Genomic DNA, 25,135 nt, shown 5'->3' with positions numbered 1-25,135 from the left:
GCTGTCCTCAAATAGTCTCGCGCAGAGCGACAAACTGGTTGCTCGACCCTTCCGACCGAAGCTCCAGTTTCGGACTGTTTGACACGACGTAAGCCAGCGGTTGATTGAGAACGAACGGATAAATCACCGCCATCGATTGCAGGCTCGGGACGGACACGGACTTTCCCGTATACCTAAGCGCAGCCTCAACCAGCCACGCGACAGCCAGTTCGTTGTCCAACGCCGTTGGTGCGCGACGAATCAGCCGCTTGCCTTTATCCACCCGCTCTATGGCACCCCAACTGGCCTGTGACTGCAGAACCATGTTGGTCATGCGATAAGTGCCTTCGCGTTCGCCGTAGATCTCACTCATCCGACGATGTACTTCTGCCGAAGTACAGTCGCCCTGCAACGCGGATAAGCGGCCCACCAGCTCGGCCACTTTTCCAAAGAAGGGATAGGTCGAGATGCTCATGCCCCAATTCAATGCCGACACAGCCACGTCAGGATTCGTCTTAAAGATTTCAGCACCACGATTGGCGAACTCGACAAGCTCTGTGCGTGGCTCAAGCCAGAGTCGATTCAATACAGTGCGCGTCTTCTTTCTGGCCGCCACACCAAGGCCAACAGCATCAAGCAGTTCATTCAGGTCATCGAGACTGGCAGTCCCGGCACGAACTTTCAGTGCTGCAACAGCCCATTCAAGCTGAATGAAGCGGTCGAAGCCAATTTGAGGGGCGGTTGAATTCATCCAGTTCAATTCACGTAACTTACTTTGACAAAAGGTACGATCAGCTCTTCCACGGATATCCCGCCGTGAACGACAAGCTGCTCTCCCTGTGTCACAAAGGCTGTTCTCGCACCTGCGAATAGCGGCATGAAGTTTGCAGGCAATCCAGCGATCTCCAACTTGATGGCCCCAGGGCACACAACTGCCGACTCAGACAGCAATGCTTCGCTGCGATAGACCCTGACCCGCTCACCACGTGTCTCTGCGACCACACCCTGGTTGGGGCGCCCGACGCCAACCGCTTCCACATTGCCGTGATCAGATGTCAGATAGACGTGATAGCCCCTGCCGAGGAGCAGGGCAAATAAGCTGTCGACAAAACCAGACTCACACCAACTATCGATCTGATTTGCAATGCCGCGCTTGCCAAGGATCGCACCATGCACGATCTCGTCCACCGTATCCACTACCAGACCTGCCACTTTGATGGCCGAGTTGGACAATGCTGTGTCCAGTTCTTCAAGCTGATCTGTGCGTTTGATGCCCTTGCGGTACATCACCTCGTTGGCTCTCAATCCCTGGTCTTGCCAGAAACGCGACCACTGCGATGGTTCCTGCGCCGTCGTCTCAATGGAGTCGGCAAATTCTCGGGGTTTGAGCCCGGAAAACAATGCCTGCCGCGAAACGGATGTCAGCGTCGGGAGCCATGCGAAGCACGCACCTTCCTCGAAACCGATCTTCGGCGAATACTTAGCGACGCGTTCACGAATCTGAATCCACTGGTCAACCGCCAGACCGTCGAATAACAGGAGTGCTACCTTGTCTTCGCCGGCGCCGCGGCGCATGGACAGGAACCGAGGAACGTGGTGGACCATGACCGGCCCCTTTGCCACCGGAAGCGAGGGCAGATCGGCATAGTGTTTCGCCACCCAGGCATGCAGACGTTCGTCCGCAAGTCGCTGCAACTCCGCAACGCTCTCACGAATACTATCCGCCCGCGCCACATCCAGCCCATGAAAACGCGCCAGAATTTCGCCGAAGCGTCGCGCCATCTGGCTCCAATCACGATGGGAGGATTCAAGTGTCGGCAAGCTGTCGAGCAGGCCCTTGATCCCTTCCAGCACGAGGTTCCGCAATGCAGCCGGGTCTTGAACGACGCCCACCTTCGCCCATTCTGGGATCCCCGTCGGCACGCCCTGCACTGACAGGGGATGCAGCGTGCCATCCATGAACATCGAATCAATGATCGCTCGCACATCGGGGTGATCGAACGGCACTTCGATCCTAGCGACGTATTCCTCATGTGACGGTTCGCTCAAGCGAGAACCGATTACGCCGTTGCGCTCCAGATAGCGGTACCAAGCATCTTGCACGATGCGTAGTAGCGTGCTCTTGGATGCGAAAAGCTCAGCGATAGGCAGGCCCTTGAAGACGTCCCGCTCGCCAAGAATCTGCGCTACATGCACAGCCAGAACGGGTGACAGGCCCGCATTGCGGTAATGTAGGCGGAGCAGCTCCCGCCACAAATCCTCCGGTCGCGAAATCAGGTGCGGACCGATGCGGAAAATATGGGTCAAAACAAAATCTTTCGTTGCTGCCTCACCCAGAGACTGCGACGCATGCTTGGACTGCGCCTCAAACAAAGCCTCCAGATGTTCAGCGCCGATCTGTCGGACCACACCGTAACTGAGCTTGGAAAACAGGTTCGCGAGGCTCAGAGGAACGATCCGTGCATGGCGAAGGTAGTCCCACGGCAAATCTCCCGTTTCCGCAGAGCGCAGATGCAGTACCAGCGCACGGGCCGGCCCTTCCTCGTCGCGGTCCCATGCCTCGCGGTAGCGTTCCTCATACTCCGCCCGAAACGCCACTGAATCTTCAAACGGCAACACTTCGAATCCGCGCTCGCGCAGCAGCGATAGTATCTGCTCATCGAGCAAAACACCGTCAGGGTCGGCCGCCACCCACAACCGGGCCAGGTCGGACGGAAACTCACCGAGAATTCGATCAATCCAGAGACTCATGTTGCGTATACTCCCCGCACGCCAGCATCTCCTGAAGGGCCCACTCGCAACATCATCACTGCGTTCAGATCAGGAACGCACGCCGACGCTTCATCCAGCGCTGCCATGCGAGCCTGTTGTTCCTGTTCAAGCCGCTTGCGGCGGTGCTCCCGCACCGCAGGCAAACCAATGCGGCCAATCGCCTGATAGCGCGCGTTGTAGGCGTACTGCGCACGCTCTCGCTCTTCCTTTAATCGTGTGCCGTGCTCATCCAGCAACTCGGAGAACAGCCTCTCACCTTGAGTGCTCGCTGCAGCTTGGGACTGCTCGAACCAACGAGCCCAGGCGTCTCCCTTTCCCTCAACCTCAGAGCCCACCCCGCTCGCGTCCAATATCTCGATCTGCTCAGTCAGCAGCAGATCCCAGATGCGCTTCGCGGTAGGCACGAAGGTGCGACCATCATCGGTAGCAAAGAGCGGCAGGAAGCGCCTGCGGTTGAACCCCTCTGCGGAAAGGTTGATCTCCCACAACGACCAGACGCCGCGAATGCTGTCCGGCAGCCCGCCAATGCGCACGATCGGTAACGGCTGCCCGGCGACACAACGTGGCAGTTCGCTGATCAAAGCCCGCGCCCGTGGGTCTTCCAGCGTTATCCACTCCAGCTCCGGGTTCTGCTCGGCGGTTCGGGCATCGAAGCACACCTGCGCCGACTCGCTGCCATCCACCCATTTCACGCGCCACGCTTGATCCACCTTCACGGCTGAGCCACCACGCGCCGGCAAACCGCTGGTAATCGCGCGTTCCAACCAGAACTGTGCCGGATGGTCGCGCCACTTGCGGGCGTCATCCGCCTCAAGCGCATGACCATCGGTCAGCAGATCCGTGCTCTGCTTGGCGTCTGCGATCTTTTCCTTGATCTGTGTAATCACGGCATCGCACTCCTGCTCGATGGACTCCGGGTTCTGAAGGCCATGAACAAACAGATCATCGAACAAGGGCTCGGACTCCACCGAGTCCATCACATCGGATGCTTTGTCGACGCCAAACTCATGCGCGATAACTTCGAGCTTTTCCTCCAGCACCTGGCGCACACGATGCTCGACTGTGTCTTCCAGGACAAAGTTGATCGCTCTAACTACATGGCGTTGGCCGATACGGTCCACACGGCCAATGCGCTGCTCAATCCGCATCGGGTTCCACGGCATGTCGAAATTGACGATGACGTGGCAGAATTGCAAGTTCAGCCCCTCACCACCTGCGTCGGTCGAGACCAGCACTCGAATGTCGCGTGCGAATGCCTGTTGTGCCTTAGCACGCGCATCGAGATCCATTCCGCCATTGAGCAGTGCTACCGAGAAGCCGCGACTCGCCAAAAAGCTGGCTAGCATCGCCTGGGTCGGCACGAACTCGGTGAAGATCAATACCTTGAGCGATGGGTCGTTTTCTTCCTGCTGCAGCTTGTAGATCAGCTCCAGCAGAGTTTCCGCCTTGGCGTCCGTGCCGGCCGCCTCCGTCTCCCGCGCCAGATCGAGCAGCATCTCGACTTCGGACTTCTCCCGTGCGATTGCTTCCAGAGTATCGGCGCTCACCTGCACGGCGATATCCACTTGCGCCTGTCCGTCCAACTCGGCCCACTCTTCGGGCTCCCCCTGGTCAAAGGCAGACTCGAACAACGATGCTTGCGGCTGCGGCGATTCCAGTGCCACCAGCCGCCGCTCCAGCGTGGTGCGGATGGCTGCCGTACTTGAGGTGACAAGCCGCTGCATCAGGATCATCAAAAAGCTAATGTGCCGCTGCTTGGACGCCATCGCTTGGTTGTAGCCATGGCGCACGTAATCGGTGACCGCCTCGTACAAGCGCTGCTGTGCGGCGTGACGCGACTGCCACGCCACGGCCTGCAAGCGGGTCATCCTGGGCTTGAACAGCGGCTGCCCCTCGGCATCAATCGAGACTCGCTTCTCCGTGCGAATGACGAAAGGCCGGACACGATCTTGCGTGACGCTGCCTTCATCGGGGAACGAATCCCGGTCGATGAGCTGCATCAGCCGCAGAAACTGGTCCGTCTTGCCCTGATGAGGTGTGGCCGAAAGCAACAGCAGGTAGGGTGCGGCCTCAGCAAGCGCCGCACCGAGCTTGTAGCGTGCCACTTGCTCGGTACTGCCACCCAAGCGGTGAGATTCGTCGATTATCACCAAGTCCCACGAGGCCGAGATCAAATCCTCGAAGCGCTCGCGGTTGTAGTTGTTCAGTTGCTCCAGGCTCCAGCCGCGCCGACCTTCCAGCGGCTTGACCGAATCGAGCGAGCAGATCACCTGGTCGTGCACGCGCCATAGGTTGTCTTCTTCCGCATTTGCATTGACTCGCCATTGCCGGAAGGCAGCGAGTTCGGCAGGCTCGATGAACTGAAACTTCTCGCCAAAGTGCAGACGCATTTCCGCTTGCCACTGACGCACCAGTCCTTTGGGCGCGACCACCAGGATGCGCCGCGCCATGCCACGCAGCTTCAACTCGCGCAGGATCAGCCCGGCCTCAATGGTCTTGCCCAACCCCACCTCGTCCGCTAACAAATACCGGATACGGTCCCGGCTCATGGCACGGTTCAACGCATAAAGCTGGTGGGGCAACGGCACTACGCTGGACTGGATCGGCGCCAGTAGCAGGTTGTCTTCCAGCGCATCCAGCAGTTTGGCTGCGGCCGCCGTGTGCAGGATCTGCTCCAGGGATGGGCGGATACCCGCAAGTGGTGCTAGATCAGCCGCACGCGCACGCACCACCGCATCCTTGGCAGGCAGCCAAACGCGCAAGCTCACTTCGCCCCACACGTCCTGGCGATCCACCACGCGGCAAGGCGACGCATGCCGTGTGAACCAGCACCAGTCGCCCACCCCCAGGCTGGAAGCGAATCCGCTGCTGCGATCCATTTAGGCCCCAACCTCCGAGCGGGTCAGCGCCTGGTCATACCAAAGCAGGAGCTTCTCGTCTTCCTGCAGCGTATCCTCTGGCAACTTCTGAGCGATGGCGATAATAGTTTTGTAGTCTTTGTTTCCCCACGCTGCCTTGAAGCCTGCGCGCATCGCCTCAAGGCGGAACTCCTTGAGCTTTCTTCCCGTGAAAGCTCGGTAACTGTCAAACTCTTTCAGCAGCGCCTTCTCGCGTTTCTTCTCCAAGTCTTGTGCTTTATTCGGGTCAGGCACGTACCAACGATCTTTCGCCTTGGTCATGAGACGCGGATCGTTCTTCTCCAGCCCACGCAGATCCTTAAAGTTGGTGGACAGCAGGCTGTGGATTTGGCTGGGCACATCACCTGTGCCGTCATATTGGATAAAGTTATCCTCAAGGAGCGCTGCAAGCTCTGGCTTAGCCTCATGCTTCTTCCACCCTGCGCCAAGCTGGCTGATGAACTCCGGGTGAATCTCCTGGTAGGTCGATGGCCGCCTCTTTAAGAAGTCCGTCAACCAATCAATCGCGCTGCGCTCATCGGAGATAAACATTTCCATCTGCGGTGCCTGGGTAACTTGCATCCGCTTTTTGTCGTACTCGGTTACTTGCTCCGACAGAAACACCATACCGTCACGATCAGGGAAACGCTGTTTCAACCCCGCCTGGAATTCTTGGGTGGACATTGGAACGGGGAAGTTATGTCGGACGAACCACGCCACCATGCGATCAAAAATAATCCGCGGGTCTCGCTCGGCGATGAACTCTAGTCCACCGCCTTTCCCCTTAACTGTGGGTAGATATTTCAAATGGGTGCGGACAAAGTCCCAAGCAGAGTCTTCACTGCCACCCGCCTTGGTGAATCGATCTTCTAGACCGCCATTTGGCTTGTAGGCGGAGATGATGAGGTCTTGTTTCACTGCTGTCGTGGTAGTAACTGCCTTGAAACTACCCTGTTTTTTGTCGAGCGCTGACACATTCGCGACGACGAAACCAGCTTCTTGTAAAGCGGTTTGGATTGCATTCCAAACTGCTGCTTGGGTATTGGAGAACTCAACGGTCATCCAGCGCCCTGGCTTCAAAATGCGGAAAAACTCCTTAAAGCTGCTCGTGAGGAGTCCTCGATAGTCATCAAGCTCCTTTTCTTGAGACGTACTGACGATTGCCTCGGCTCCCTGTCTCGTTACAACTCTAAGAACGGCTTCCCAAAAGAAATTCAGCTCCGAGTAATCGAAGTTCTTCCCGAAGGGCGGATCGACAAAAATGTAGTCGATGCAACCATCAGGGATGTTCGGCAAAGCTGTCGCACTTTGCGTGGAAATGAAGTTTTCTCGATTGCAGGTACGTTGATAAGCAAGGCTAGAAGCGATCGTCTCTGCATTTCTCAAAAAAGAATTCAAGACGTTTGGAGGTGTGATCAATGAGCCAACGTACAACGTCCCCGAGAGTGGGCCGCCACCCTTGCGGTCGGCGCGAAACCGGCGCATACGGGAGGCGTATGGAAGACATGCGGTTAGCGCAAAGAGAAGTGGATGTCTCACACGTGCATCGCTGATTGCTGAAATTCGCTTCAAGAGTAGCGCGACACACAACAATTCACGCGGAGTGAAGAAATGGTGCAAATGAGTGATTCCCCGAGGCACGTTTCTCTGTGTTTCTTTTCCAGGTATGAGCTTCGCAATCGGGAAACCCACGGATTGCACTACTTGTAGAGCAGATGCAATGGTTGCCAAATCATCTTCGTCGGGTATCTTTTCGTATCTGCTCGTCCCCACGGAGTAGTTGATCAGTACGGGGACCGTTCTTGCTTGCTTGTGGGGCTCATTGAGTAGTGGGTCCACATTGGTCTCAAAACAGGCGTCCCATTCTGCTTCCCTTGCCACAACACCACATGTGGGACATTTTATTTCTGAGCGCAAAGAATCCTCGATTTCATCAACCGCGATTGCATAGAAGGGATGCTGAGCGCCACAATTAGGGCACGCTACAACGTCGGAGTACAGAACGAATTCAACTTCGCCGCGTACATTGCTCGGATGACCGTAGTGCCGGTGGGGGACGGACTTTCGGTCACGAACTTTCCATCCGGTGTGGTTTGTTGCATATAGCCCGGGCTGGGCCAATGCAACATCGGCGACGATTTGCTTGGCCGACTCCAGAAACCCTATTGAATCCAAAGAGCCATTTAGATTCCTTGCTATGAATGTAGCTATTGGCGACAGGTCTACCAAAACGCACTTTCTGTTGAGTCGCTTATCTAGTGAATCCCCTAAGCGTGCGGTTGCCACACCAGACATGCCTGTTCCACAAAAGCCATCGAAGACCAGGTCCCCCGGCTTCGTGTAGTGGTCGATGTACCGCATGATTGCTTTGTGCGGCACCTTTGTGTGGTAGCTGTGGGCGTTGTAGATCGGGTCATTCTTTCCCTCGCTCACATCCGCCACGAACGGCTCGGTGTTGTAGGGTACGCTTGGGTCATAGGGCTTGCCGTAGAGGCGGACAAAGTCTTCCAGAAACGGATTCGGGCAAGCGGTGTAATACGGCGGATCGGAAAGCGCGAGGATGTCTTCGTCCGTGCCCACCGGAAACCCTTCGATCTTGCGGAACTCAGGATCTTTCAGCTTCTCGCGCAGCAAGTTCAAAAAATGCTCTCGGCGTGCCTGGTCGCTCGGGAAAGTCTGGCCGAGGCATTCGACGGGAGTGGCAGCGGTGCCTTTCTGGTTGTGCAGCAAATCATTCATTCGATCAGTTCCCTGTTGTTCTTATGCGGCGAGCCGTTGTTGTAGCCCTGGGTAGGAATAGTGGTCCTCGGTATTGCCCCGGTTATGGGCGATACGGCCGTCGACAAACGTCTGCCAATACTGCCTGCTCTCGGGCAATAAGTGATGGGTGATGTCGAAGACTGCATTCAGAATGTCTGGCGTACCACCCGCATCCCAAATCTGACCGTTGTCTTGCACAGCTTCAAGCAGCACTCGGATATCGTCGGCAGTAAAGTACGGAGCGAGTGGCAGGACGATGGATTGCCCCCATGACTCGGCAGTTCGATAGCCGCCTGCCCCGCTGTATATCTCAATACCTCGACGAACAAGTTCTCTCTTGGGATGTTCGCCAATGATGCTGATCTGAGTGTTCCGATCGAAGGCGTCTAACCGTGCCAACAGCACGTCACCGAGTTCGCCAACCGCGAATGCATCGAAGGCGGCATGAGCTTTGAGTGTTTCAACTTCTGCCGTCTGGAGAAGTTGCTTGATGCGCAAACGCACGGGCTCGGATAGCCATTCCCAAATGCGCGCATCGTTTTCGAGGAAGGGGCAGATGGTCAGCAGTACATCGTCCCCAACGGAGTCGAACTTCTTTGCCACGTAGCCTGGCACCGTCGTGTCGTAAATGGCTGTTTTAGCCTTGGCTACTTCTCTCAACGTCATGGCCAGAAGACGCGATCGTCCGACGAAGCGTGCGCGCTCGTCGCCGAATGGCGCACTGAGCAATGCCTTGATCAGATTGATAACGAGAACATCTTTGGCCCGGTTGAGGTACTTGGCGCAGATGTACGTGCCAATGTCTGCGCCACTTGTGGGGAAGGAAGGGCTGACGATGTCGGCATCGAACCGGGTGATGGCGCTCTTGCCTTGCAAGGGAGCGTGAATCAGCAGGTATTGGAGGGCGTGGACAATGTGTGACCGAACCAACTCAAGGGTCGGTTGATAGAGCTCATCCTCGACGATGAACGCCGGGTGGGCGCAAAGGTTGCGGTCGTTTTGCAAACGCTCCAGCGCATCGAGCTCATGGGGTGCAAAGAGTTGAAGCTGCTCGTTCGCTGCCTTGAGCAGGTCGCTCTCGATTGTCTGCATCTTTCGGATGTCGCTGTTGGCGATTGCCGAGTCCAACTCCAGAACAAATGCCTTTGGAGCCGCTTCGCCTTGTGCTGCCAACTCGCGCGCCTTGGCGATGATGTCGAATGACACTGCAATCCAGGTCGACATGATGGAAGAGCGTAAGGCTCCTCCTCGATAGGCAGTGATTGCTTCCGCGATCAACCTGCGCGATTCGCGATCGCGAACGGCCAATGCCAATGCATCGATGTCAGTGAGCCCTTGACCGACCAGCGTGCTCATCGTTACTCCACCACGAAACGCAGCTTGGTCGCGTCCTTGCCCTTGCAACGCTCATTGAGGAAAGCCTCAAAGCGCTTGCGCAGGTCATCCGGTGTCGCCGGTGATCCACCGTGCAGCAACGCCTTCTTGATATCATCGCTGGTGACGGCGATCTTTTCCAGGCCAGACAACGCTTCCTGAACCGCGCTGACAAAGTCCGGCGTGACCGGGTCGGGCAAGGTCTTCGACGCCACGAAGGACTGAATGAGCGCGCGTGCCGCTGCTTTCAGCAAGTCGAGGTTGGCCTGGATGATCGGGTCGTCCAGGTTGTCCAGCAGCGTCTGCTGCCAGCCAGCCAGCAACCGATCCAGGTCGTCGTCGAGTTGCGTGAGCGCATTGGCGGCAACGCCGAACGGCAGCGATTCATTGGCTGGCTTGTAGCTGCAATGCGGGCAGCAGGGGCTTGCCACCAGTTCGGAGTCTGAGAGATGGTAGCAGCTCTTCAGGTTGTCCAGCTTTTCTTCGAACACGGTGAGCTGGCTGGTGGGCATCAGCGAAATGCCGGCTAGGGCACGCATGGCCACCAGGCGCGAGTCCTTGCGCAGCGCAGTCTTGGTCTTGTCTTCCGCAACACCCAGCCGCGCCTTGCTGTGACTGGCGATATAGGCCGTGACGTAGTCCTTCTTCAGTTGAGCGAGGGTCTGGCGATATTCGGCAGCATGCTGCACCGTCCGATCCGTGCCGAGCTTGGACAAGATATCGTTCCGCGCGGCTTGGGCCTGCTTCACCCAGGGGTGGTCGCCCGGCAAAACCATCTCAGCCTGCGACAGGTACGCTGCCGTGCTGCCGAGTTCGGCCACCAGTTCGAGCAGGCGCTCGACGGCCGCCAATACTTCGAGGTTCTTTTTCTGCGCGTCGATGTCGCCTGAGCCGATGCGCAGGTTCTTGAGCTTGCCGACTGTGTTGTAGGGTGCCAGCGACTCGGTGAATGTCTTAAGGGCTTCGAGTCGAGTGCGCCAATCGCGCACCTCATCTTCGCGCAGCAGCGATTGGCCCCAGAAGGATAGCCGACCTTGCATGTCGGTGTTAGCTGCCAAAACCCGGCGTACCAACCCGCTGACAGACTCCTGCAACTGCTTGACCGGCTCTTCAGAACCCTGGGTGGCCAGCTGAGCGAGTCCAGGGGACAAGCCTAGCAACTCGAACAATGAGCGCAGCACCGCGACGTTAATCTCTTTCGGCGCCTCGACATGCTTGAACTGCGCGAGTTCATCCAGCGAGCGTTCGGCAAGCAGGGTGAGCTTGCCGGAGTCGATCTTGTCGCCAGTGATGGCGAGCACAATGTCACCGGCGTACACTAGGCCGCCGAGTACAGTAACCAGCAGGTCGGGTTCCAGACGGAAGCGCACCGGGGCGAAGTACTCCACATCGCTCGGCCCGGACAACAACTCACTGCGGTTCAACACCTGGCCGTGGCCTTTGACCTTCAAGCGTGCAAGTACTTCTTGTGCGTACCGTGAGCGGCCAGGTTCGATGCGGTCGCCGTCCAGCATTTCGAGTGCGTCGAGAATCGCCGCAGCATCCTTGGTGCGCGTGCCGCCCGCCAATGCCTTGAGCGCGTTGCCGATCAGCTGCTTGCGGTTGGCTTCCGTTACCAGCACGGAGAAGCTGGGGTATTCGGGCGAGGTTTCGGCGAACTGCGGACTCAATGCCAGACCCGAGACGATGTTGACCACGTCGCGGAAGTTGATACGCTCATCCGGGCCGAGACGCGCTTTGTCGCGCATGGAGACCCCTTTCGACCAGTCCTGTAGGGTCTTGGTTTTGCCCTGGTAGGTCACTTCAAAGGCGGTCATCTGCTTTTCCTGTAGCCACTTGCTCATGGCGCGCAAGACGTCATCTGCCTTCGAGATATAGATTGCCTTCGCACCGCCGCTGGCGGTGGATGCCAAATCCTGCGCAGCTGCGTAGAACGAGAGATGGCGCTTGATCTCTTCGTCCAGCCCCTTCAAGCGGAAGAACACCTCGTCCGTCTTGCTTTCGTCGCGGAAACGTGGCGGCTCGAAAGGCTGGATGAAGTAGATGTAGAAATCACGCTCCGGCTGCGCGGTTGGTCGATCGTTGGGCGCACCAAAGAACAGGTAGCCATTGCGATCGACGCGCCGGTCTTGCCACTCGATCTGGTACTGCCATATCTGATGCCCGGTGACGTAGGTAGTCTCGTCGGTGCGTTCCATCAGTCGTTTGATGGCGTTGTAGTAGGCGCGATCCAGCGTGTCGTCTGACAGCGCTTCGGCGCGCTTCTCGATTTGCGCGTCGTAGTCGATGTCTTTCTTGAGATCGAGGTAGTACTGCTCGGTGTCGGGCGCCTTGGAGATAAACTGGCCGTTGACGGTCTTGATGATTTCGCGCATGACGGTCTGGACAAGCGACAACAGATCCGCTGCCGGCTCGCCACCCATATCCTCGATGCCCGGCTGGTACAGGCAGAGCGTGTCGCGCAGTTCTTCAGCGGTCGGGCCAATTGGCACGTGAATATCTCCGCCCGTGGTCAACCGATGGACGAACAGGCCATTGATGATGCGCAGCGCCATCGGCTTGTAAGCCGGGCGCGTGAAGGCTTGCTGGACGCGAGAATCCAGCACTTCTGAAACGCGGAGTACTTCCTTGATGTTCGGGTCACTACGGAACACGGAATTGCCCTGCACCGTCTTCCAGTAGTCATCGAAGGTGATCAGGCCAGGGCGATCGGACGGCACATCCTTGTCGACCAAGGCTCGCATGGCCAGAGACAGCGTCTCCAGAGCGTTACGCTTTTCGGCAAAGCTGATGCGTTCGAACGTTTTCAGATAATCGGGGTGAACAGGAAATAGGCGAACGTATTCGTCCATGCGTTCGTTCATCGAGCCATAGAACTTGGCGAACGGTGTCAGGTAGCTGCGGATTTTGTCCTGCTGGTCAGCGGACTTCTTGAGCAGACGCTCGGCCACCACGAAACTCACGTCCTGGCGGGCCAGCAGCACTTGGGTGAAACGGTCTTTCACGCGGCGCAGGCTGTCGGCAACGTGCTCGAAGCGACTGCTGTCAAAAATCGCCTCCTGAACGCCTGCAACGAAGCGGAAACGCAGGTGCTTGGTGACTTCGCCAATCTCACGCAGAAACGATAGGTCCAGCACCAGATCGTGGTCTTTGCGGGAGCGCAGGTATTCGAGGAACTCGTCGACCACCAGCAGCACGCCGTGGTTGGGGTGGACTTCCGCAAATGCCGCCATCATTTCCTCGAAAGCAGCCTTATTGTTGACCACCTTGTCTGCCGGCGGAAACGAGTAGCTGATGCCGTGCTTCTCCAGGAACAACTCCAACTGCTGCGTGATGATGTCGCGCAGCGACATCTGGCTTGATATCTCGATGCGGTGAACCTTGAACTTTCCCGCGATCGCGGTGGCGGCTTCAGCGACTTTCGGATGCCGGATCATCGACACGAAACTGGCATCCTCGGCAACCAGCGAGAGCACCGACATCAAATGCGACTTACCCGTACCGTAGTTTCCGACGACCAGGACGCCCTTGTGATCGACGGATTCATCGAAGGCCAGCTGGGGAATCATGAGCTTGGCGATGCGCTCGGCCATGTCATCGGAAATGACGTAGGTCGACACGAGCCTCGAAGCCATGTCCGGCCGATTAGCATCAAGCAGCTGAATTACCGATTCAATCGGCTCGAATTGGATTAGATCGCCGTAGCGCATGCGTTCCTCGCTTTCCCGTTACAGAATTTCAAAAGGGACCAGGCCTTCTGTGCCGTAGTCCCGGTGTTCTGGATGCCCCATGTCGCCATAAGTCAAACGCCCCTCACGCAACTCCCCAGGCCAAACGGCCACGACCCTTCTGGTGTGCGCGTGCCGTTTGAGCAGATCAAGCGGATTAAGCTGCAATGTCTGGTCGAACAACAACTCGATGTTGTCGATCAAGAGCAGGTCTCCGCACGCATGGTGATCCGCCAACTCACGCAGGATGTTCCCTGCTTCGAGATGACGCTGCTTCTGAGGCAACCCGGCCAGTTGCCGTCCCAACTGTGAGCCGGCGTTTAACGGAACAGCCTCAACTCTCTCACCCAACGCGCTTAACAACTTAGTCTTGCCAACGTGAGGCGCACCGACCAACAGAATCAACTTGCTGTGCAGGGCTGCAATTTCATCAACCAGCCGTTCGAGTTTTTCAAGCATCGGCGGAATCGATTCAGTCGCACTCATCTTCAACTCTCACTTGATCTGAGGCTAGATACCCGGGAGCCAGTACCGCACTCTCAACCCCATAGAGGGTTGGTGTGTTCCGAAGCCAAAGGTGGTGCGACCTCGGATCCAATGAATGGTTATCCGAACAGTCCACAGTCCAACGACGAAGGACATACCCTGCCAGTGCTGCCCTCGTGCGCAGCTTGATCGCACCTTCCTCCATCGCGTAGTCGGCCTCCACGCCAGCAGACCACTTAACTCCGGGATGAGGAACGATTTCCAGATCCACGATACGAACCCACTGCTCATCGGCCGGCAGAAGCTCTTGCTCCCGCGCCTCTTCAAGCATTTCTTTGGTCTTGGTTATGCGAGTAAGCACGAAGTCCGAGAAGCGGGCCTTCGCCCGATCAAAAGCACGAACATGCCAACGAAGCCCGTTGTCAGCCAACGCAACCGGAACGATTACGCGAGTGCTGGCGCCGGATGAAAGCGACAGGTAGGTAATCTTTAGCGGCCTCTTCGCGCAAAGTGCGCGGGTGACGGCGGCGAGAATTTCAAGATTCGGTCGAACAAGGTTTCCTGGCCCCTCGCACGGGGCTGCTTTTTTCAGGCGTAGGTCAAGGCCATCGCCAAACCCTTGAAGAAGCCAACTCAAAACCCGGTCGCTAGAAAACTCAAAAACCGGCTTGAAATTTGGTGTTGGCCGGTAACACCTGGACACGGAATCGTATTCGAGGTTGTGAGGAGCCAAATCCCGGTATGCACCGAGATCACGTGTTGCAGCCGCAGGCTTGACGCCGAAACGGGATTCGATATCGGCACGCCGGCACTCACCGGTGAAGAAAGCTCTCAGTTCAAGATGAGCAAGCCTTTCACGCTGTGTCTGTGACAATGCAGCGAGCTTCTTCGACACTATTCCGCCTCCCCTTATCCAAAACACATAGCTTCTTTTAGGGGGAACTCTATCAGAAAAGCAGCATCTACCCAATCATTTTGATGAACACACCTCACTCACCATGAGTCTGCGATAGCTGGAAGGGATCAAGCGCGGGTTTTCGCCAGAGCACAGAATGGACATGACCGTGCATGCGACACATTGGGTTCGTAGATGAACATGGTCTGGCACCTTGAGCACCGCTGCCACCCAACGATCTTGGAGCGCACGTCCCTAATGGCATACCAGGCAGCGTTAATATCCAGATTCTCGCTCCCAACTCGGCAGTGCATTTTCCAGGCACGCAACAGCATTCCGGCCGTAACCGACCTCCCCTCCCCGTCGTCAAGCCGGTTGTAGAGGGCAACGAAGCTGGATAGATTGGCCAACGTCATTGCATCCGCAATGAAAGATCGGACCGAATCCGGCAGCTTGCCATTGGGCGGACTCTCGCTATGAAGCTGCCGCCAGCGCAACCGAAGGGGCTTCGAATGGATACTCGTCAGGTAATGCACGATCGGCACCCGGAGCTTCAACCGGATCAGCTCATGAGCAACCCGACTGTTTTCCAGCTCCTCAGGGGAAAGTAGCGCCGACACGGCCGTTGCTTACCAGTGTTGCCTCGGCGTAAGTGCTTTTCGCGTCCCGAGGCATCTGGATAAGCCGGCTAAAGGCCGGGTCCGTCAATCTGAGTGTGTAGAGCGAAATACCTACCGTCTCCGCCAACTCCTCGATTTCATCCATGTCGAGATTGGCGATCTTGTCGATCACTGAGCGCGGAAGCCCAGTCATGAGTTCAGCCGCTTTTCCGTCCTGTGCCAGCTGGCGCGTGAGCAACAGGAACTGTCTGTTAATTTTGAGTATGTCGCGTTTTTCCATAATAGAAAATCATTTAAGTGGTCACGAGTGCGCATTTTATATTACAATCTATGCGTCTGACAACGAAACAAAGCATAAATTATGACGAACACCGAAACCACGATGACCGTGAGCAGCAGCAACCCCGTCGCCGAAATTCTTGAAGCGCTGATGAGCAAACACCGGTTGAACCAAACGGAGTTGGCAAATCGTTCAGGAGTTTCGCAGCCCGCCATCAACAGGATTCTCAAGGAACGTTCGAAGGCAAAGCATCCTCGCAAGGAAACCCTTCAGAAAATCGCCAGTGTCCTCGGAGTGACCCCCGATCAGCTGACAGGCCAAGAGGTGATTTCTACGCGAATGCTCGCCAAGGGGGTTGTTCCGGTATTGAGCTGGGAAAGCCTAGCGCCACCGAACTCCCAGGGTGGACGCAAGCACAATGCATGGCTGGCGTGCCCGGTTGAGCACAGCGACGAGACTTTCGCCCTCCCCGTTCTTGGCGAGGCCATGATCGGAGACGATGGATACCGCGAGGGGGAGATCATCTTCATCGATCCTTGCGTACCCCCCGATCACGGAAGGGACGTCGTGGTACTCAAGGGTGAAATCGCTTTCTTCCGAAGACTGGTGGTCACACCGGAGGGGCGCTTTCTCAAGACACTAAACTCCAGCTGGCCCACGCCCATCATGCCGCTACCTGATGACGCTATCGTCTGCGGCACAGTCGTCTTTTCCGGGCAGGCTCGGTAGCCATTACGCACTCCCCTAAAAGTAATAATCTATTACTTTCGACACAGCAAATTCGATCAACTTCGGGCAAAAAAATACCCGCCAAACATCGGCGGGTATTTTTCATTGGGTCAGATCAGGCCCCTTTCTGCGAAGGACATGACTGCGGTGTCCGCCACGATGAAGTGATCGAGCACCTTGATATCAACGAGTGCCAACGCCTGCCGAAGCTGGTTCGTGAGCATCTCGTCGGCCCGTGACGGCTCAGGGCTCCCGGATGGGTGGTTATGCGCAAAGATCACGGCCGATGCATTGAGCTTCAATCCGGTCCTCACCACTTCCCGCGGATACACTGACGTTTGGGTCGTCGTTCCCCGAAAGAGCTCCATCCCAGCGATAAGCCGGTTCTGGGCATCAAGCCAGAGAGCCACGAAGCTCTCGTACTCCTGCCCTCCCAAGAACAGACGCAAGTAATCACGTACCGAAGCCGGTGAAGCGAGGTTAACGGACGACTCGCCAAAGGATTCTGCCAGCGCTCGCCGAAGCAGCTCCCTGGCGGCCATCAGCTTGCCGGACATGGCATACGAAAGAACTTCCTCTGCCACGCCATAAGTTGCTGCTTGCCGAACCGTGCGCAGCCCGAAAAGCTCGGCCAAAGATCGCATGGAATGCGACTCGCTATCTTCGCCCAGCAGGATCGAGAGCAGTTCGCGGTTGGTTGAATTCATCATCTTGGGTGCCTCCAAATAGAAAAGCGGGGCGGCACCATCCCCTTGCGGGGCGATTGCACGCCCCGCAGGGTTGAAAAATTGAGACTTACTGCGTTACTGCTTCCCGGTCACCCGGTCGGCCGGCTTCAAGAACCTTCTGGCTGACGCCGAAGATCCGCTGAGCTGACTTTTCCGGTAGCTGACCGCCTTCAAGCCACGACTGAATATAGCCTCGCGACTCATCCCGCCCCGGCAGATCGAGGATCGAGCACAGGAGAAATGCCACGCCTTCGGCTTCGACTTCCTGAAGACTTCTCGGCATCGATGCGGCGTCATGGCAATCGGATTCCAGCGTGTGCCCAAGAACGACATGAGCAATCTCGTGAAACCGGGTCTTGTGGGGATACTCGGCCAGCGGACTGACTGCAATGCGACGTCTTACCGCATAGCCCTGCACATTGCCGTCCATGAGATCGAAGGGCTCCAGCGTGATGTCCAATGCTGCCAAAGCAGCTTCGGCATCCCACTGTGGCGATTCGACGGGCTCGACGTAGGCGTCACCTTCGGTCTGTTCCAGGCTGAACCAGCGAGGTGCCAACTTGAAGACAGTGAAAACCTCGCCGGTATCGCCGAAGTCGCCAGAGGAATCGTCCTTGTCCCGACGCTTAACCGTGAGCGGCATCCATAGGGAAATGGCTTTCTGCCCCTTGCAAACCGAACGACCAAGCTCTTTCCATCGGTTAAAGCTCGCGATCGGCGACAGGGGCAAATCCCTTTGATGTAGCTGGACGGCCGCCAGAATCTGGTTGCCAATGCTGAAGCGGTGGAACCTGCGGTAAGCCTCGCTCACGATGCCAGGCTCGGTAATGGCCTGTTCGAGAAGAGGTGCGAATTTGTCGTACATGGTGCCTCCAATGAAAAACGGGAAGGCACCGTCCCCGACCGGGGATGGATACACTCCCCGTGGGATAAAGAAACCGGCCAAGGCCGGGTGTTGATGCTGCGTTAGTTGCGACTGATCGACGACCACACGGAAAGTGCAAATTCCCGTGCCTCGACGGCGTGAGGACCGATGAACTCGGTCGGCGCACCTTCAAGTTTGCGGACGATGATGCGCCCCACTACCGCAATCTGCTGTCGCGCACCGATATCACCATCGAAGCGTGCTCGCAAATATTGCAGGTAGTCGCCCTGCCATCCTGCCGGCGGCGCGAATGGACCGAATCCACCGGGCATGGTATCGATCAAGCTGAAGTCGATGACTCCGTACATGATCACCTCCCCTGTCAGGCTGCTCGGGTCAGCGCCTTTTCGACGCTGACGAGTGCGGGAAACCCCGCCTTGCCGAGAAGGTTGAGGACATCCAGCCAATCGACGCCCTTTCTGCTATCTGGAATATCGAGCGCAGGTGCAATTGCCCCGGCTTGAATCCCCATCGCCCACAGCCTGGTCACCAATCCCCTTGCCGCTTCCTGTCCGTGTCCGGAAGGATGCTGCCGAGAAGGTCGATCCTTGTCCGCGAAGACCAGAACCTGACTCACTCCGGGAGGAGGAACGAAGGTTTCCAGAAGATGGGCATTCCCTGTCGCCCAGGCAGGAATCCCCGTAGCCTCGATAACGGCAAGTGCCGTTTCAATGCCTTCGGTCACTGCCAGACGAGCACCCGCTGGTACCAGCCGAATTGCGCCGCCGGTCAGCTGTCGCGCCGATGGATGGCGCATCAGCTTTTTTGGTGCATCGACCGGAGCCTTGTGGCCATCAGCCGTCAGGTAGGTGCGGTGAAGCGTGACTGCTTCGCCCCCTTGCCCTGTAACCTGGCCGATGATGGCCGGATAGCGGGCCACGATGCGGTTGTCTGCGTAATACCCCAGCTCGGGATGGAAGCGCAGGGTATCCGGCACACGCACTGACAGGCCGCGTCGCGCCAGATACAGACGAGCAGATTCGGCTTTCGGGTGCGTTAGTGCCAGCGATTCCCGCCATGTGCGATTGAGGTGCTCACGGCGAGTGGTGTCATCAGGGGCACTACTTGGAGCATGCGACACTTCCTTGCGCATATCGCGAACCGGCGTAGTGCCGACATGCTCAGCCACTTCGCGGATCGTGCGACCAAAGTCCCAGCCGTTGATCCACATGAGCAGAGAAAAGCCGTCAGCAAAATAGCCACAGGTATTGCAGACCCCTCCGCCAGTTTCATCGACGTCAGGAAAGACCCGAAAGCCATCCCGTCCGCCATGAACCGGGCAAGGGACGTGCTTGCCCCGCTTCTCTACGGCATCTTTCAAAGCAGGCGCCAGGTCGGGAAGCACCCTCTCCCAGCGCCCTCGTGCGTCATCCTTGACGCGTTGCGTTTCGTATTCATACTTCATTTCAGGTGCCTCCATGGAAAGTCCCGATCGGGACCTTCCGAAGCACCCCTTGCCGGGATCCTTGGGTAGGCCCCGGCCGAGCCGGTTGGAAATCTCCGCTCGGCATGGAGGTACCCCTGCCGGGATACGCTCCCCGGCGGGGTTCATGATGCTGTTTGTTTTCTCGTGGCCAGCTACCACACGTCCATCCAGCGCCTTACGGCACAGGATCGAATCTCAATATGCTTTGCGCAAGAGGCTCACTGAACCCCTTCCGAAAAACCCCGGCACCATGGCCGGGAAATGCTTGCGAGGGAGGATGCAGTTGCGATGCTACGTAGCAACTGTCATTCGTGACTGCTGAAAAGCGACCTAAAAGGATCGAATTCGACCATCACCCCACCACGCAACGCCGTAGATAACCCCGGACCAGGTCCGGGGTCTTGAATGTCACGACTTATGCAAAATACAAATCTCCAAAAATGCCGAGAACCCACTGCCCCGTAGGGCAGGAGTTCCCGAGCGGGTTGAATGAAATTTCACGTCAGGCGGCTTCGGCTTCCGCTTCCATCGCACCGGCGTTGTCCTTGTCGAGATCGAGTGCAGCATTGATCTCGCGTTGGCGTGCCAGCAACTGCGTCAACCTTTCCTCCTTTTCGAATGGCTTGGCCAACTCCGTAAGAATGTCTGCCAGGCGCTTTTCTGCCCGGGCAGCATCTTCATAAGCTTCCGCCAATCGTCCTTCCAGGCTGTTGGCCACGTTCTCGACCACTCTGACCATCCCTTGCGGGTTGTCGGAATGATGAGCCGCATAGGCCCACCGCCCTTTCAGGATGAAGCAAGGGCCATCGCTGGCGCCCGTGGGGATGGATACCGCGAGATCGAAGCCGGCAAACTGCCCAACCGACATCTCACCCGGCGAGGATTTCCAGTTCCCGAACTTCCGAGTTCTGGCCTTGGCCTCGCTGTAGTACCGCTGAAGCACCTCACCCGCGATTGATCGCTCGTGATAGCGTTTTCCATCAATCACCATGCCGAAGCGATTGCCTCGGACATCCTCACGATTGCCAATGTCAGCTTCGACCGATTCGATCCGTTCCCGGATCTTCTCGATTCTGCTGGGCAAGGTCGCCGACTCCCGCTGGTTTGCCCATCGCTGGTTATCCCATTGAGATTTCAACAAGGAGAGCTTTGCGACTTCAGCATCGATGCCAGCCTTCTCCATCACCAGCGGATTTCCCGATGCCAGGGCTTTCACCTCGGCATAGGACAGTGCCGCCAACTCCACGTCCTCCGCGCTGCGCATTCCGGTGTCCCCTCTCATGACCTGGGCGATGAACCGTGCCTTGGTTTCGAGGGTCTGCCAGATGTAGGCATCGAACGATGCCTCTGTGACATAACGGATGATCCGCACTTCCTCATTCAGGTTGCCCTGTCGAATGATGCGTCCCTCCCGCTGCTCCACATCAGCCGGTCGCCACGGAGCGTCCAGATGGTGCAACGCCGCCAGTCGGGTCTGGATATTGGTGCCTACCCCCATCTTCAGTGTGCTGCCCAGGAGAATTCGAATCCGCCCATCCCTGACCGACTTGAACAACTCCGCCTTGGCGGAATCGCTGTCGTAGTCGTGAATGAACGCAATCTCCGTTCCCGGAACACCCATTTCGACGAGCTTTGCACGGATGACGTGATAGACACTGAACCGTCCATCGTCTGTCGGCGTACTGAGGTCACAAAACACCACCTGTGTTCCCCGGAACGCTGCGGTCTCCCGCCATATCCCGAAGACATTGTCCGCACACTGACTGACCTTGCCGTCCTGAGCTTCCATGCTTGAGGCATCAACCAGCCGCATGTCCAACGCTGCCTTGCGGCCATCGTTGGTCACCGCCAGCATATTGTCTTCCTGGGGTGTTACTTCGCCGTTGCGTATTGCTTCCGCGCGGGCGACGAGCGTTGCCACAAACTCCTTCAGCTCGGCAGTCGGCTTGGCCGTCATGGTTTCCAGGCAGTACCGAGGCACTGGCAGTTTCAGCATGTCGGCAGTACGGATATCGGCCACTTCCCGGAACATGGTCATCAGCTCCGGTAAATTGACGAACCGCGCAAACCGCGTGTTCATACGGTAGCCACCGCCATCCGGCGACAGCTCCAGGGCAGTCACCGATTCCCCAAAGTTCCCCGCCCACGTATCAAACTGCGACACATGATTGGAGCGTAACGTCACCGGCTGCAGATAGCGTTGCATGGTCCACATTTCGGCCATCGAGTTCGATACCGGTGTCCCGGTTGCGAATACCACTCCCGAACGACCGCCCTGCTTGTCCATCACATGGCGAGTCTTCACGAACATATCGAAGGCTCGCTCCGAGTTGGAGTTCGGCAGACCTGCAACCCGCGTCATTTTGGTGAAGCGGTACAGGTTTTTGAAGTAATGCGCCTCGTCGATAAAAAGATAGTCGATGCCCAATTCCTCAAACGTGAGCATGTCGTCCTTTTTCGACTTGGCCGACAATTTCTCCAGCCTTGCGAGCCAGATCTTCTTGGCCCGTTCCAACTCTTTGACGATCCGATTCCCGCGCTTATTCGATTTCGAGGCCCGTATTGCGGACTCGATTTCATGGATTCGCGCCTCGATGAACGATTCCATAGCTTCGTCGCTCATCTTGATCCTCTCGAAAGAGGCATGGGTAATCAGCACGGCATCCCAGTCCCCGGTTGCAACCCGGGACAGCAACGTCCGGCGCTTGTCACCGACCAGGTCGTCCTTGCTTGCCATCAGGATGTTGGCACCCGGATAAGCCCGCAGAAACTCCGCCGCAAACTGCTCAAGCATGTGGTTAGGCACGACATAGCATGGCTTACTGGCCATACCGAGACGTCGCAACTCCATACCGCCGCAGATCATCGTCAGGGTCTTCCCCGCACCGACCACGTGGGCCAGTAGGGTATTCACTCCACCGGACACGATTCGCCAAATTGCGTCCTTCTGATGCCGATGAAGGTTGTACACCTCGGAAAACCCCGGCAAAGAGAGTCTTGAACCATCGAACTCCCTCAGCCTGACTGCATTGAACTGGTCGTTGTACATCCTGACCAACCGCTCGCACCGTTCGGAATCGGCGAATACCCAGGACCTGAATTTCTCCTTGAGCGCCTGCTGCTTTTCCCTCGCGGCAATGGTCTCCTCCGTGTTCACGAAATACCGGTCAGTGACCGGATCGCGATCCCGTATCGTAGGAACCATCTGGTTTAGCGTAACGACGAATAACTCGCCAGCAGTGATGCGTCCGGTACCGAAGGTTTGGGTCGATGCCACCGACCGCTCACCCTGCCATGGCACTTCAACATTCCACGCACCGGCCTCAGCACTGAACTCCACCGAGCAACCATCGCATTCCAGAAGATGATCAAGGAATGCTGCATAGTCGCGGGATGGAATCCATGTCGAGCCAATCCGGGCATCAATCTCACCCGGCCCCAGATCCGGCGGAATTACCGCCTTCAGTGCTTCGACGTTGCGGACATACTCACCACCGGCCGCTTCCGCCATTTCCAGCTTGCTGCGAACATTGCCGGAGAGATAAGCATCGGAGGTCTCCCATTGCGAGGAGTCCGGATTGAGGAAGATCAGACCGCGATCCGCCATGTCCGGGAGAAACTGCTCCCTCCCCTGCCCCAGCAAGGACTCCATCAACGTAACGTCGACTCGACCCCGCTCGTGCAGCGACACTATCAGCGCTTCCTCGGCTGACACACACCGCTCGACCTTGCGGACAACACCCACCGTTCTTCGATGGAAAATGTCCGCCTTCTCCGCCGTGCCACCTTCCGGATCGTAGTTCTCCAGAGAAAGCAGCAATGGCAGATCTGGATCCCCTTTGAAGGCCAGTTTGTTGGCCTTCGCATGAAGATAGCCGTGCTTCGCCACAAAACCATCGTAGGCGACGTTCAGGGCGACCCGATATGCACCGAGTCGACCATCGTCCGCCGTGGCGTGCTGGATGTGCAGAAGTCTTCGTGCCGCGTCGCGGATCGCCATCAAACCGCGAATCCGCTTGGCTGCCGTTGCCGACACCGAGGCATCGATCACCAGCAACTCTTGCCCTTCCGAGACAGCCAGACGGCCATCCGCTGTCAGGCAATAAGCCCCCGGCTTGACGAACTCCGGCGCCGAGACACGAATGTCCCGTTGCGCGGACAACGATGCCTCAACCACGCGTGGCATGTAGATGCCTTCGGGCAACCGGGAAATCCGCTCTGCCAAAGCCGCCCTGACATCGCCGTCGAAAATCGCCGCGTTGGCAAGCCCAAAGCCATTCGACTTCTGCCCCATGCGACCGATCAGCATCTCCGGATTCTGGACATACCAGCTCGACACAAACAAACGCCGGTAACCATCACACATGACGTCCGGGGCTTCCATCACAGCGATCCAGTCGTCGGTAGCCTTCTCACCCTCCCCCAATTTCTGAAGGAAGACGATATCGGTCGTGACTTCTGTGTTGGCAATGTGCGAAAAAGTCCCGGAAGGCAGACGAATCGCGCCGACGAATCTGGCCCGAGCACTGATGTGGCATCGAGCCTGGTTGTCCCATTTATCGAGCGTTCCGGCGGACGTGATGAACGCCACCAATCCACCCGGCCGAGCCACATCCAAAGCGCGACCGAAGAAATAGTCGTGGATGAGGAAGTTTGCATACGGCACATTCCGGTCATCCGGCACCTGATAGTTCCCGAAGGGAACATTCGAGATCACCAGATCGAACCAGTCCTTCGGCAGTCGGGCCTTTTCAAAACCGACCGTGAGTGTCCGAACGCCGTGATGCCCATAGAGGCGCGACAGGATGCGGGACGATACGCGGTCAATTTCGATGGCGGTCAGTTCCGAGGTTTCAGCCAGATCTTTCGGCATGGCCCCGATGAAATAACCAATGCCAGCAGACGGCTCAAGAACACGGCCGCCCCGAAAGCCCATCCGGCGAACTGCTTCCCAGATTGCCTCGATCACGAAAACTTCCGTGAAGTGGGCATTGACGACACTACCCTTGGCGCTTTCGTAGTCCTCGCCCAGTATTTCTGGCATGGATTGGGCTCTCGCCTTCCACGCCGGATCTTCCTGATCAGGATTGAATGCCTTCGGAATACCGCCCCATCCGGTGTAACGGTTAAGGATGGCGCACTCATCGTCGGAAGGATGACGGCTCTCCGCTTCCAGCCTCGACAGCAGCGCAATTGCCGCCAGGTTCGCTTCGAACTTGGCAACGTCGCCGCGAAGCATCGAGTGCAATGCCGAATCAAGTTGAGGCCATAGATCCCGCACCTTCCTTGGCATCCCCACTTCCGGGCGACATGCCGTCTCGACCAACTGAGGCAGTTCCTCTGCGTCGACTTCGCCTATCTGTGCGATGCCATGTACCGGATCGATGGATGGAAAAACGATGATCTCCGCCGTCCGGAAAAGCCCTGATACTTGCTGGGGAGGATCATCCGGGGCGAAGCCCGGTAGCCACATCGTGGCTTCTGCGAGTTTCTTGAGTTTCACGTGTATCTCCTGAAAAACCGGAGACACGTGTCC

At 57.3% G+C, this 25,135-nt stretch carries 16 protein-coding genes; 1 reads left to right on the top strand and 15 read right to left on the bottom strand.

From position 1 onward, the window contains the following. Window positions 1-7: 7 nt before the first annotated feature. The 10 genes from PG1C_RS05010 to PG1C_RS04965 form a co-directional block, all read right to left on the bottom strand. Complete coding sequence (locus PG1C_RS05010) at window positions 8-730, bottom strand: hypothetical protein (RefSeq protein ID WP_202636302.1); 723 nt, start codon at window positions 728-730, stop codon at window positions 8-10. A gap of 5 nt (window positions 731-735) precedes the next feature. After that, window positions 736-2,730 carry a BREX-3 system phosphatase PglZ gene (gene pglZ, locus PG1C_RS05005; protein WP_202636301.1) on the bottom strand — a complete coding sequence of 665 codons (1,995 nt, stop codon included), beginning with the start codon at window positions 2,728-2,730 and terminating at the stop codon, window positions 736-738. Beyond that, window positions 2,727-5,630, bottom strand: a complete 2,904-nt coding sequence (locus tag PG1C_RS05000) for a DEAD/DEAH box helicase (RefSeq protein ID WP_202636300.1) — start codon at window positions 5,628-5,630, stop codon at window positions 2,727-2,729. The genes pglZ and PG1C_RS05000 overlap by 4 nt, the downstream gene beginning before the upstream one ends. Next, window positions 5,631-8,387 carry a DNA methyltransferase gene (locus PG1C_RS04995; RefSeq protein ID WP_202636299.1) on the bottom strand — a complete coding sequence of 919 codons (2,757 nt, stop codon included), beginning with the start codon at window positions 8,385-8,387 and terminating at the stop codon, window positions 5,631-5,633. A gap of 21 nt (window positions 8,388-8,408) precedes the next feature. After that, window positions 8,409-9,764 carry a hypothetical protein gene (locus tag PG1C_RS04990; RefSeq protein ID WP_202636298.1) on the bottom strand — a complete coding sequence of 452 codons (1,356 nt, stop codon included), beginning with the start codon at window positions 9,762-9,764 and terminating at the stop codon, window positions 8,409-8,411. A gap of 2 nt (window positions 9,765-9,766) precedes the next feature. Continuing rightward, window positions 9,767-13,492 carry a DUF6079 family protein gene (locus PG1C_RS04985; protein WP_202636297.1) on the bottom strand — a complete coding sequence of 1,242 codons (3,726 nt, stop codon included), beginning with the start codon at window positions 13,490-13,492 and terminating at the stop codon, window positions 9,767-9,769. Between the two features lie 18 nt (window positions 13,493-13,510). Further along, window positions 13,511-13,996 carry a BREX-3 system P-loop-containing protein BrxF gene (gene brxF, locus PG1C_RS04980; RefSeq protein ID WP_237218294.1) on the bottom strand — a complete coding sequence of 162 codons (486 nt, stop codon included), beginning with the start codon at window positions 13,994-13,996 and terminating at the stop codon, window positions 13,511-13,513. Further along, complete coding sequence (locus PG1C_RS04975; protein ID WP_237218293.1) at window positions 13,983-14,891, bottom strand: BrxR family transcriptional regulator; 909 nt, start codon at window positions 14,889-14,891, stop codon at window positions 13,983-13,985. The genes brxF and PG1C_RS04975 overlap by 14 nt, the downstream gene beginning before the upstream one ends. Window positions 14,892-15,019: 128 nt before the next feature. Beyond that, window positions 15,020-15,511: a FlhC family transcriptional regulator gene (locus PG1C_RS14980; protein ID WP_202636296.1), complete on the bottom strand. Its 492-nt coding sequence runs from the start codon at window positions 15,509-15,511 to the stop codon at window positions 15,020-15,022. Further along, complete coding sequence (locus PG1C_RS04965; protein ID WP_202636295.1) at window positions 15,489-15,791, bottom strand: hypothetical protein; 303 nt, start codon at window positions 15,789-15,791, stop codon at window positions 15,489-15,491. Before PG1C_RS04965 ends, PG1C_RS14980 begins: the two co-directional genes overlap by 23 nt. An 81-nt stretch (window positions 15,792-15,872) precedes the next feature. Here PG1C_RS04965 and PG1C_RS04960 point away from each other — a divergent pair, with 81 nt between their 5' ends. Beyond that, the gene (locus PG1C_RS04960) at window positions 15,873-16,520 is read left to right on the top strand and encodes a LexA family protein (RefSeq protein WP_202636294.1); all 648 of its coding nucleotides are present in this window, start codon (window positions 15,873-15,875) and stop codon (window positions 16,518-16,520) included. A gap of 110 nt (window positions 16,521-16,630) precedes the next feature. Here PG1C_RS04960 and PG1C_RS04955 read toward each other — a convergent pair whose 3' ends face one another. From PG1C_RS04955 to PG1C_RS04935, 5 genes are all read right to left on the bottom strand, one after another. After that, window positions 16,631-17,230 (bottom strand): JAB domain-containing protein, encoded by a 600-nt coding sequence (locus tag PG1C_RS04955; protein WP_202636293.1) that lies wholly within the window; start codon window positions 17,228-17,230, stop codon window positions 16,631-16,633. 85 nt (window positions 17,231-17,315) lie between these two features. Further along, window positions 17,316-18,113: an ArdC-like ssDNA-binding domain-containing protein gene (locus PG1C_RS04950; protein ID WP_202636292.1), complete on the bottom strand. Its 798-nt coding sequence runs from the start codon at window positions 18,111-18,113 to the stop codon at window positions 17,316-17,318. A 101-nt stretch (window positions 18,114-18,214) separates the two neighbouring features. Next, window positions 18,215-18,481: a hypothetical protein gene (locus PG1C_RS04945; protein WP_202636291.1), complete on the bottom strand. Its 267-nt coding sequence runs from the start codon at window positions 18,479-18,481 to the stop codon at window positions 18,215-18,217. A gap of 14 nt (window positions 18,482-18,495) precedes the next feature. Next, the gene (locus PG1C_RS04940; protein WP_202636290.1) at window positions 18,496-19,578 is read right to left on the bottom strand and encodes a DUF7146 domain-containing protein; all 1,083 of its coding nucleotides are present in this window, start codon (window positions 19,576-19,578) and stop codon (window positions 18,496-18,498) included. 523 nt (window positions 19,579-20,101) lie between these two features. Further along, a complete protein-coding gene (locus PG1C_RS04935; protein WP_237218292.1) occupies window positions 20,102-25,102 on the bottom strand; it encodes a DEAD/DEAH box helicase family protein in 5,001 nt (1,666 codons plus the stop codon). Window positions 25,103-25,135 lie beyond the last annotated feature (33 nt).

It is taken from the genome of Rugosibacter aromaticivorans, assembly GCF_000934545.1.
Classification (GTDB): Bacteria; Pseudomonadota; Gammaproteobacteria; order Burkholderiales; family Rhodocyclaceae; genus Rugosibacter; species Rugosibacter aromaticivorans.
Note: the sequence above shows the minus strand (reverse complement) of the source record. Positions and strands in the feature narration are given on the sequence as shown.

What these genes read in the sequence shown, in the direction of transcription:
- PG1C_RS05010 (WP_202636302.1), bottom strand. Translation starts at nt 730, where the DNA reads ATGAATTCAACCGCCCCTCAAATTGGCTTCGACCGCTTCATTCAGCTT.
- pglZ (WP_202636301.1), bottom strand. Translation starts at nt 2,730, where the DNA reads ATGAGTCTCTGGATTGATCGAATTCTCGGTGAGTTTCCGTCCGACCTG.
- PG1C_RS05000 (WP_202636300.1), bottom strand. Translation starts at nt 5,630, where the DNA reads ATGGATCGCAGCAGCGGATTCGCTTCCAGCCTGGGGGTGGGCGACTGG.
- PG1C_RS04995 (WP_202636299.1), bottom strand. Translation starts at nt 8,387, where the DNA reads ATGAATGATTTGCTGCACAACCAGAAAGGCACCGCTGCCACTCCCGTC.
- PG1C_RS04990 (WP_202636298.1), bottom strand. Translation starts at nt 9,764, where the DNA reads ATGAGCACGCTGGTCGGTCAAGGGCTCACTGACATCGATGCATTGGCA.
- PG1C_RS04985 (WP_202636297.1), bottom strand. Translation starts at nt 13,492, where the DNA reads ATGCGCTACGGCGATCTAATCCAATTCGAGCCGATTGAATCGGTAATT.
- brxF (WP_237218294.1), bottom strand. Translation starts at nt 13,996, where the DNA reads ATGAGTGCGACTGAATCGATTCCGCCGATGCTTGAAAAACTCGAACGG.
- PG1C_RS04965 (WP_202636295.1), bottom strand. Translation starts at nt 15,791, where the DNA reads ATGGAAAAACGCGACATACTCAAAATTAACAGACAGTTCCTGTTGCTC.
- PG1C_RS04960 (WP_202636294.1), top strand. Translation starts at nt 15,873, where the DNA reads ATGACGAACACCGAAACCACGATGACCGTGAGCAGCAGCAACCCCGTC.
- PG1C_RS04955 (WP_202636293.1), bottom strand. Translation starts at nt 17,230, where the DNA reads ATGATGAATTCAACCAACCGCGAACTGCTCTCGATCCTGCTGGGCGAA.
- PG1C_RS04950 (WP_202636292.1), bottom strand. Translation starts at nt 18,113, where the DNA reads ATGTACGACAAATTCGCACCTCTTCTCGAACAGGCCATTACCGAGCCT.
- PG1C_RS04945 (WP_202636291.1), bottom strand. Translation starts at nt 18,481, where the DNA reads ATGTACGGAGTCATCGACTTCAGCTTGATCGATACCATGCCCGGTGGA.
- PG1C_RS04940 (WP_202636290.1), bottom strand. Translation starts at nt 19,578, where the DNA reads ATGAAGTATGAATACGAAACGCAACGCGTCAAGGATGACGCACGAGGG.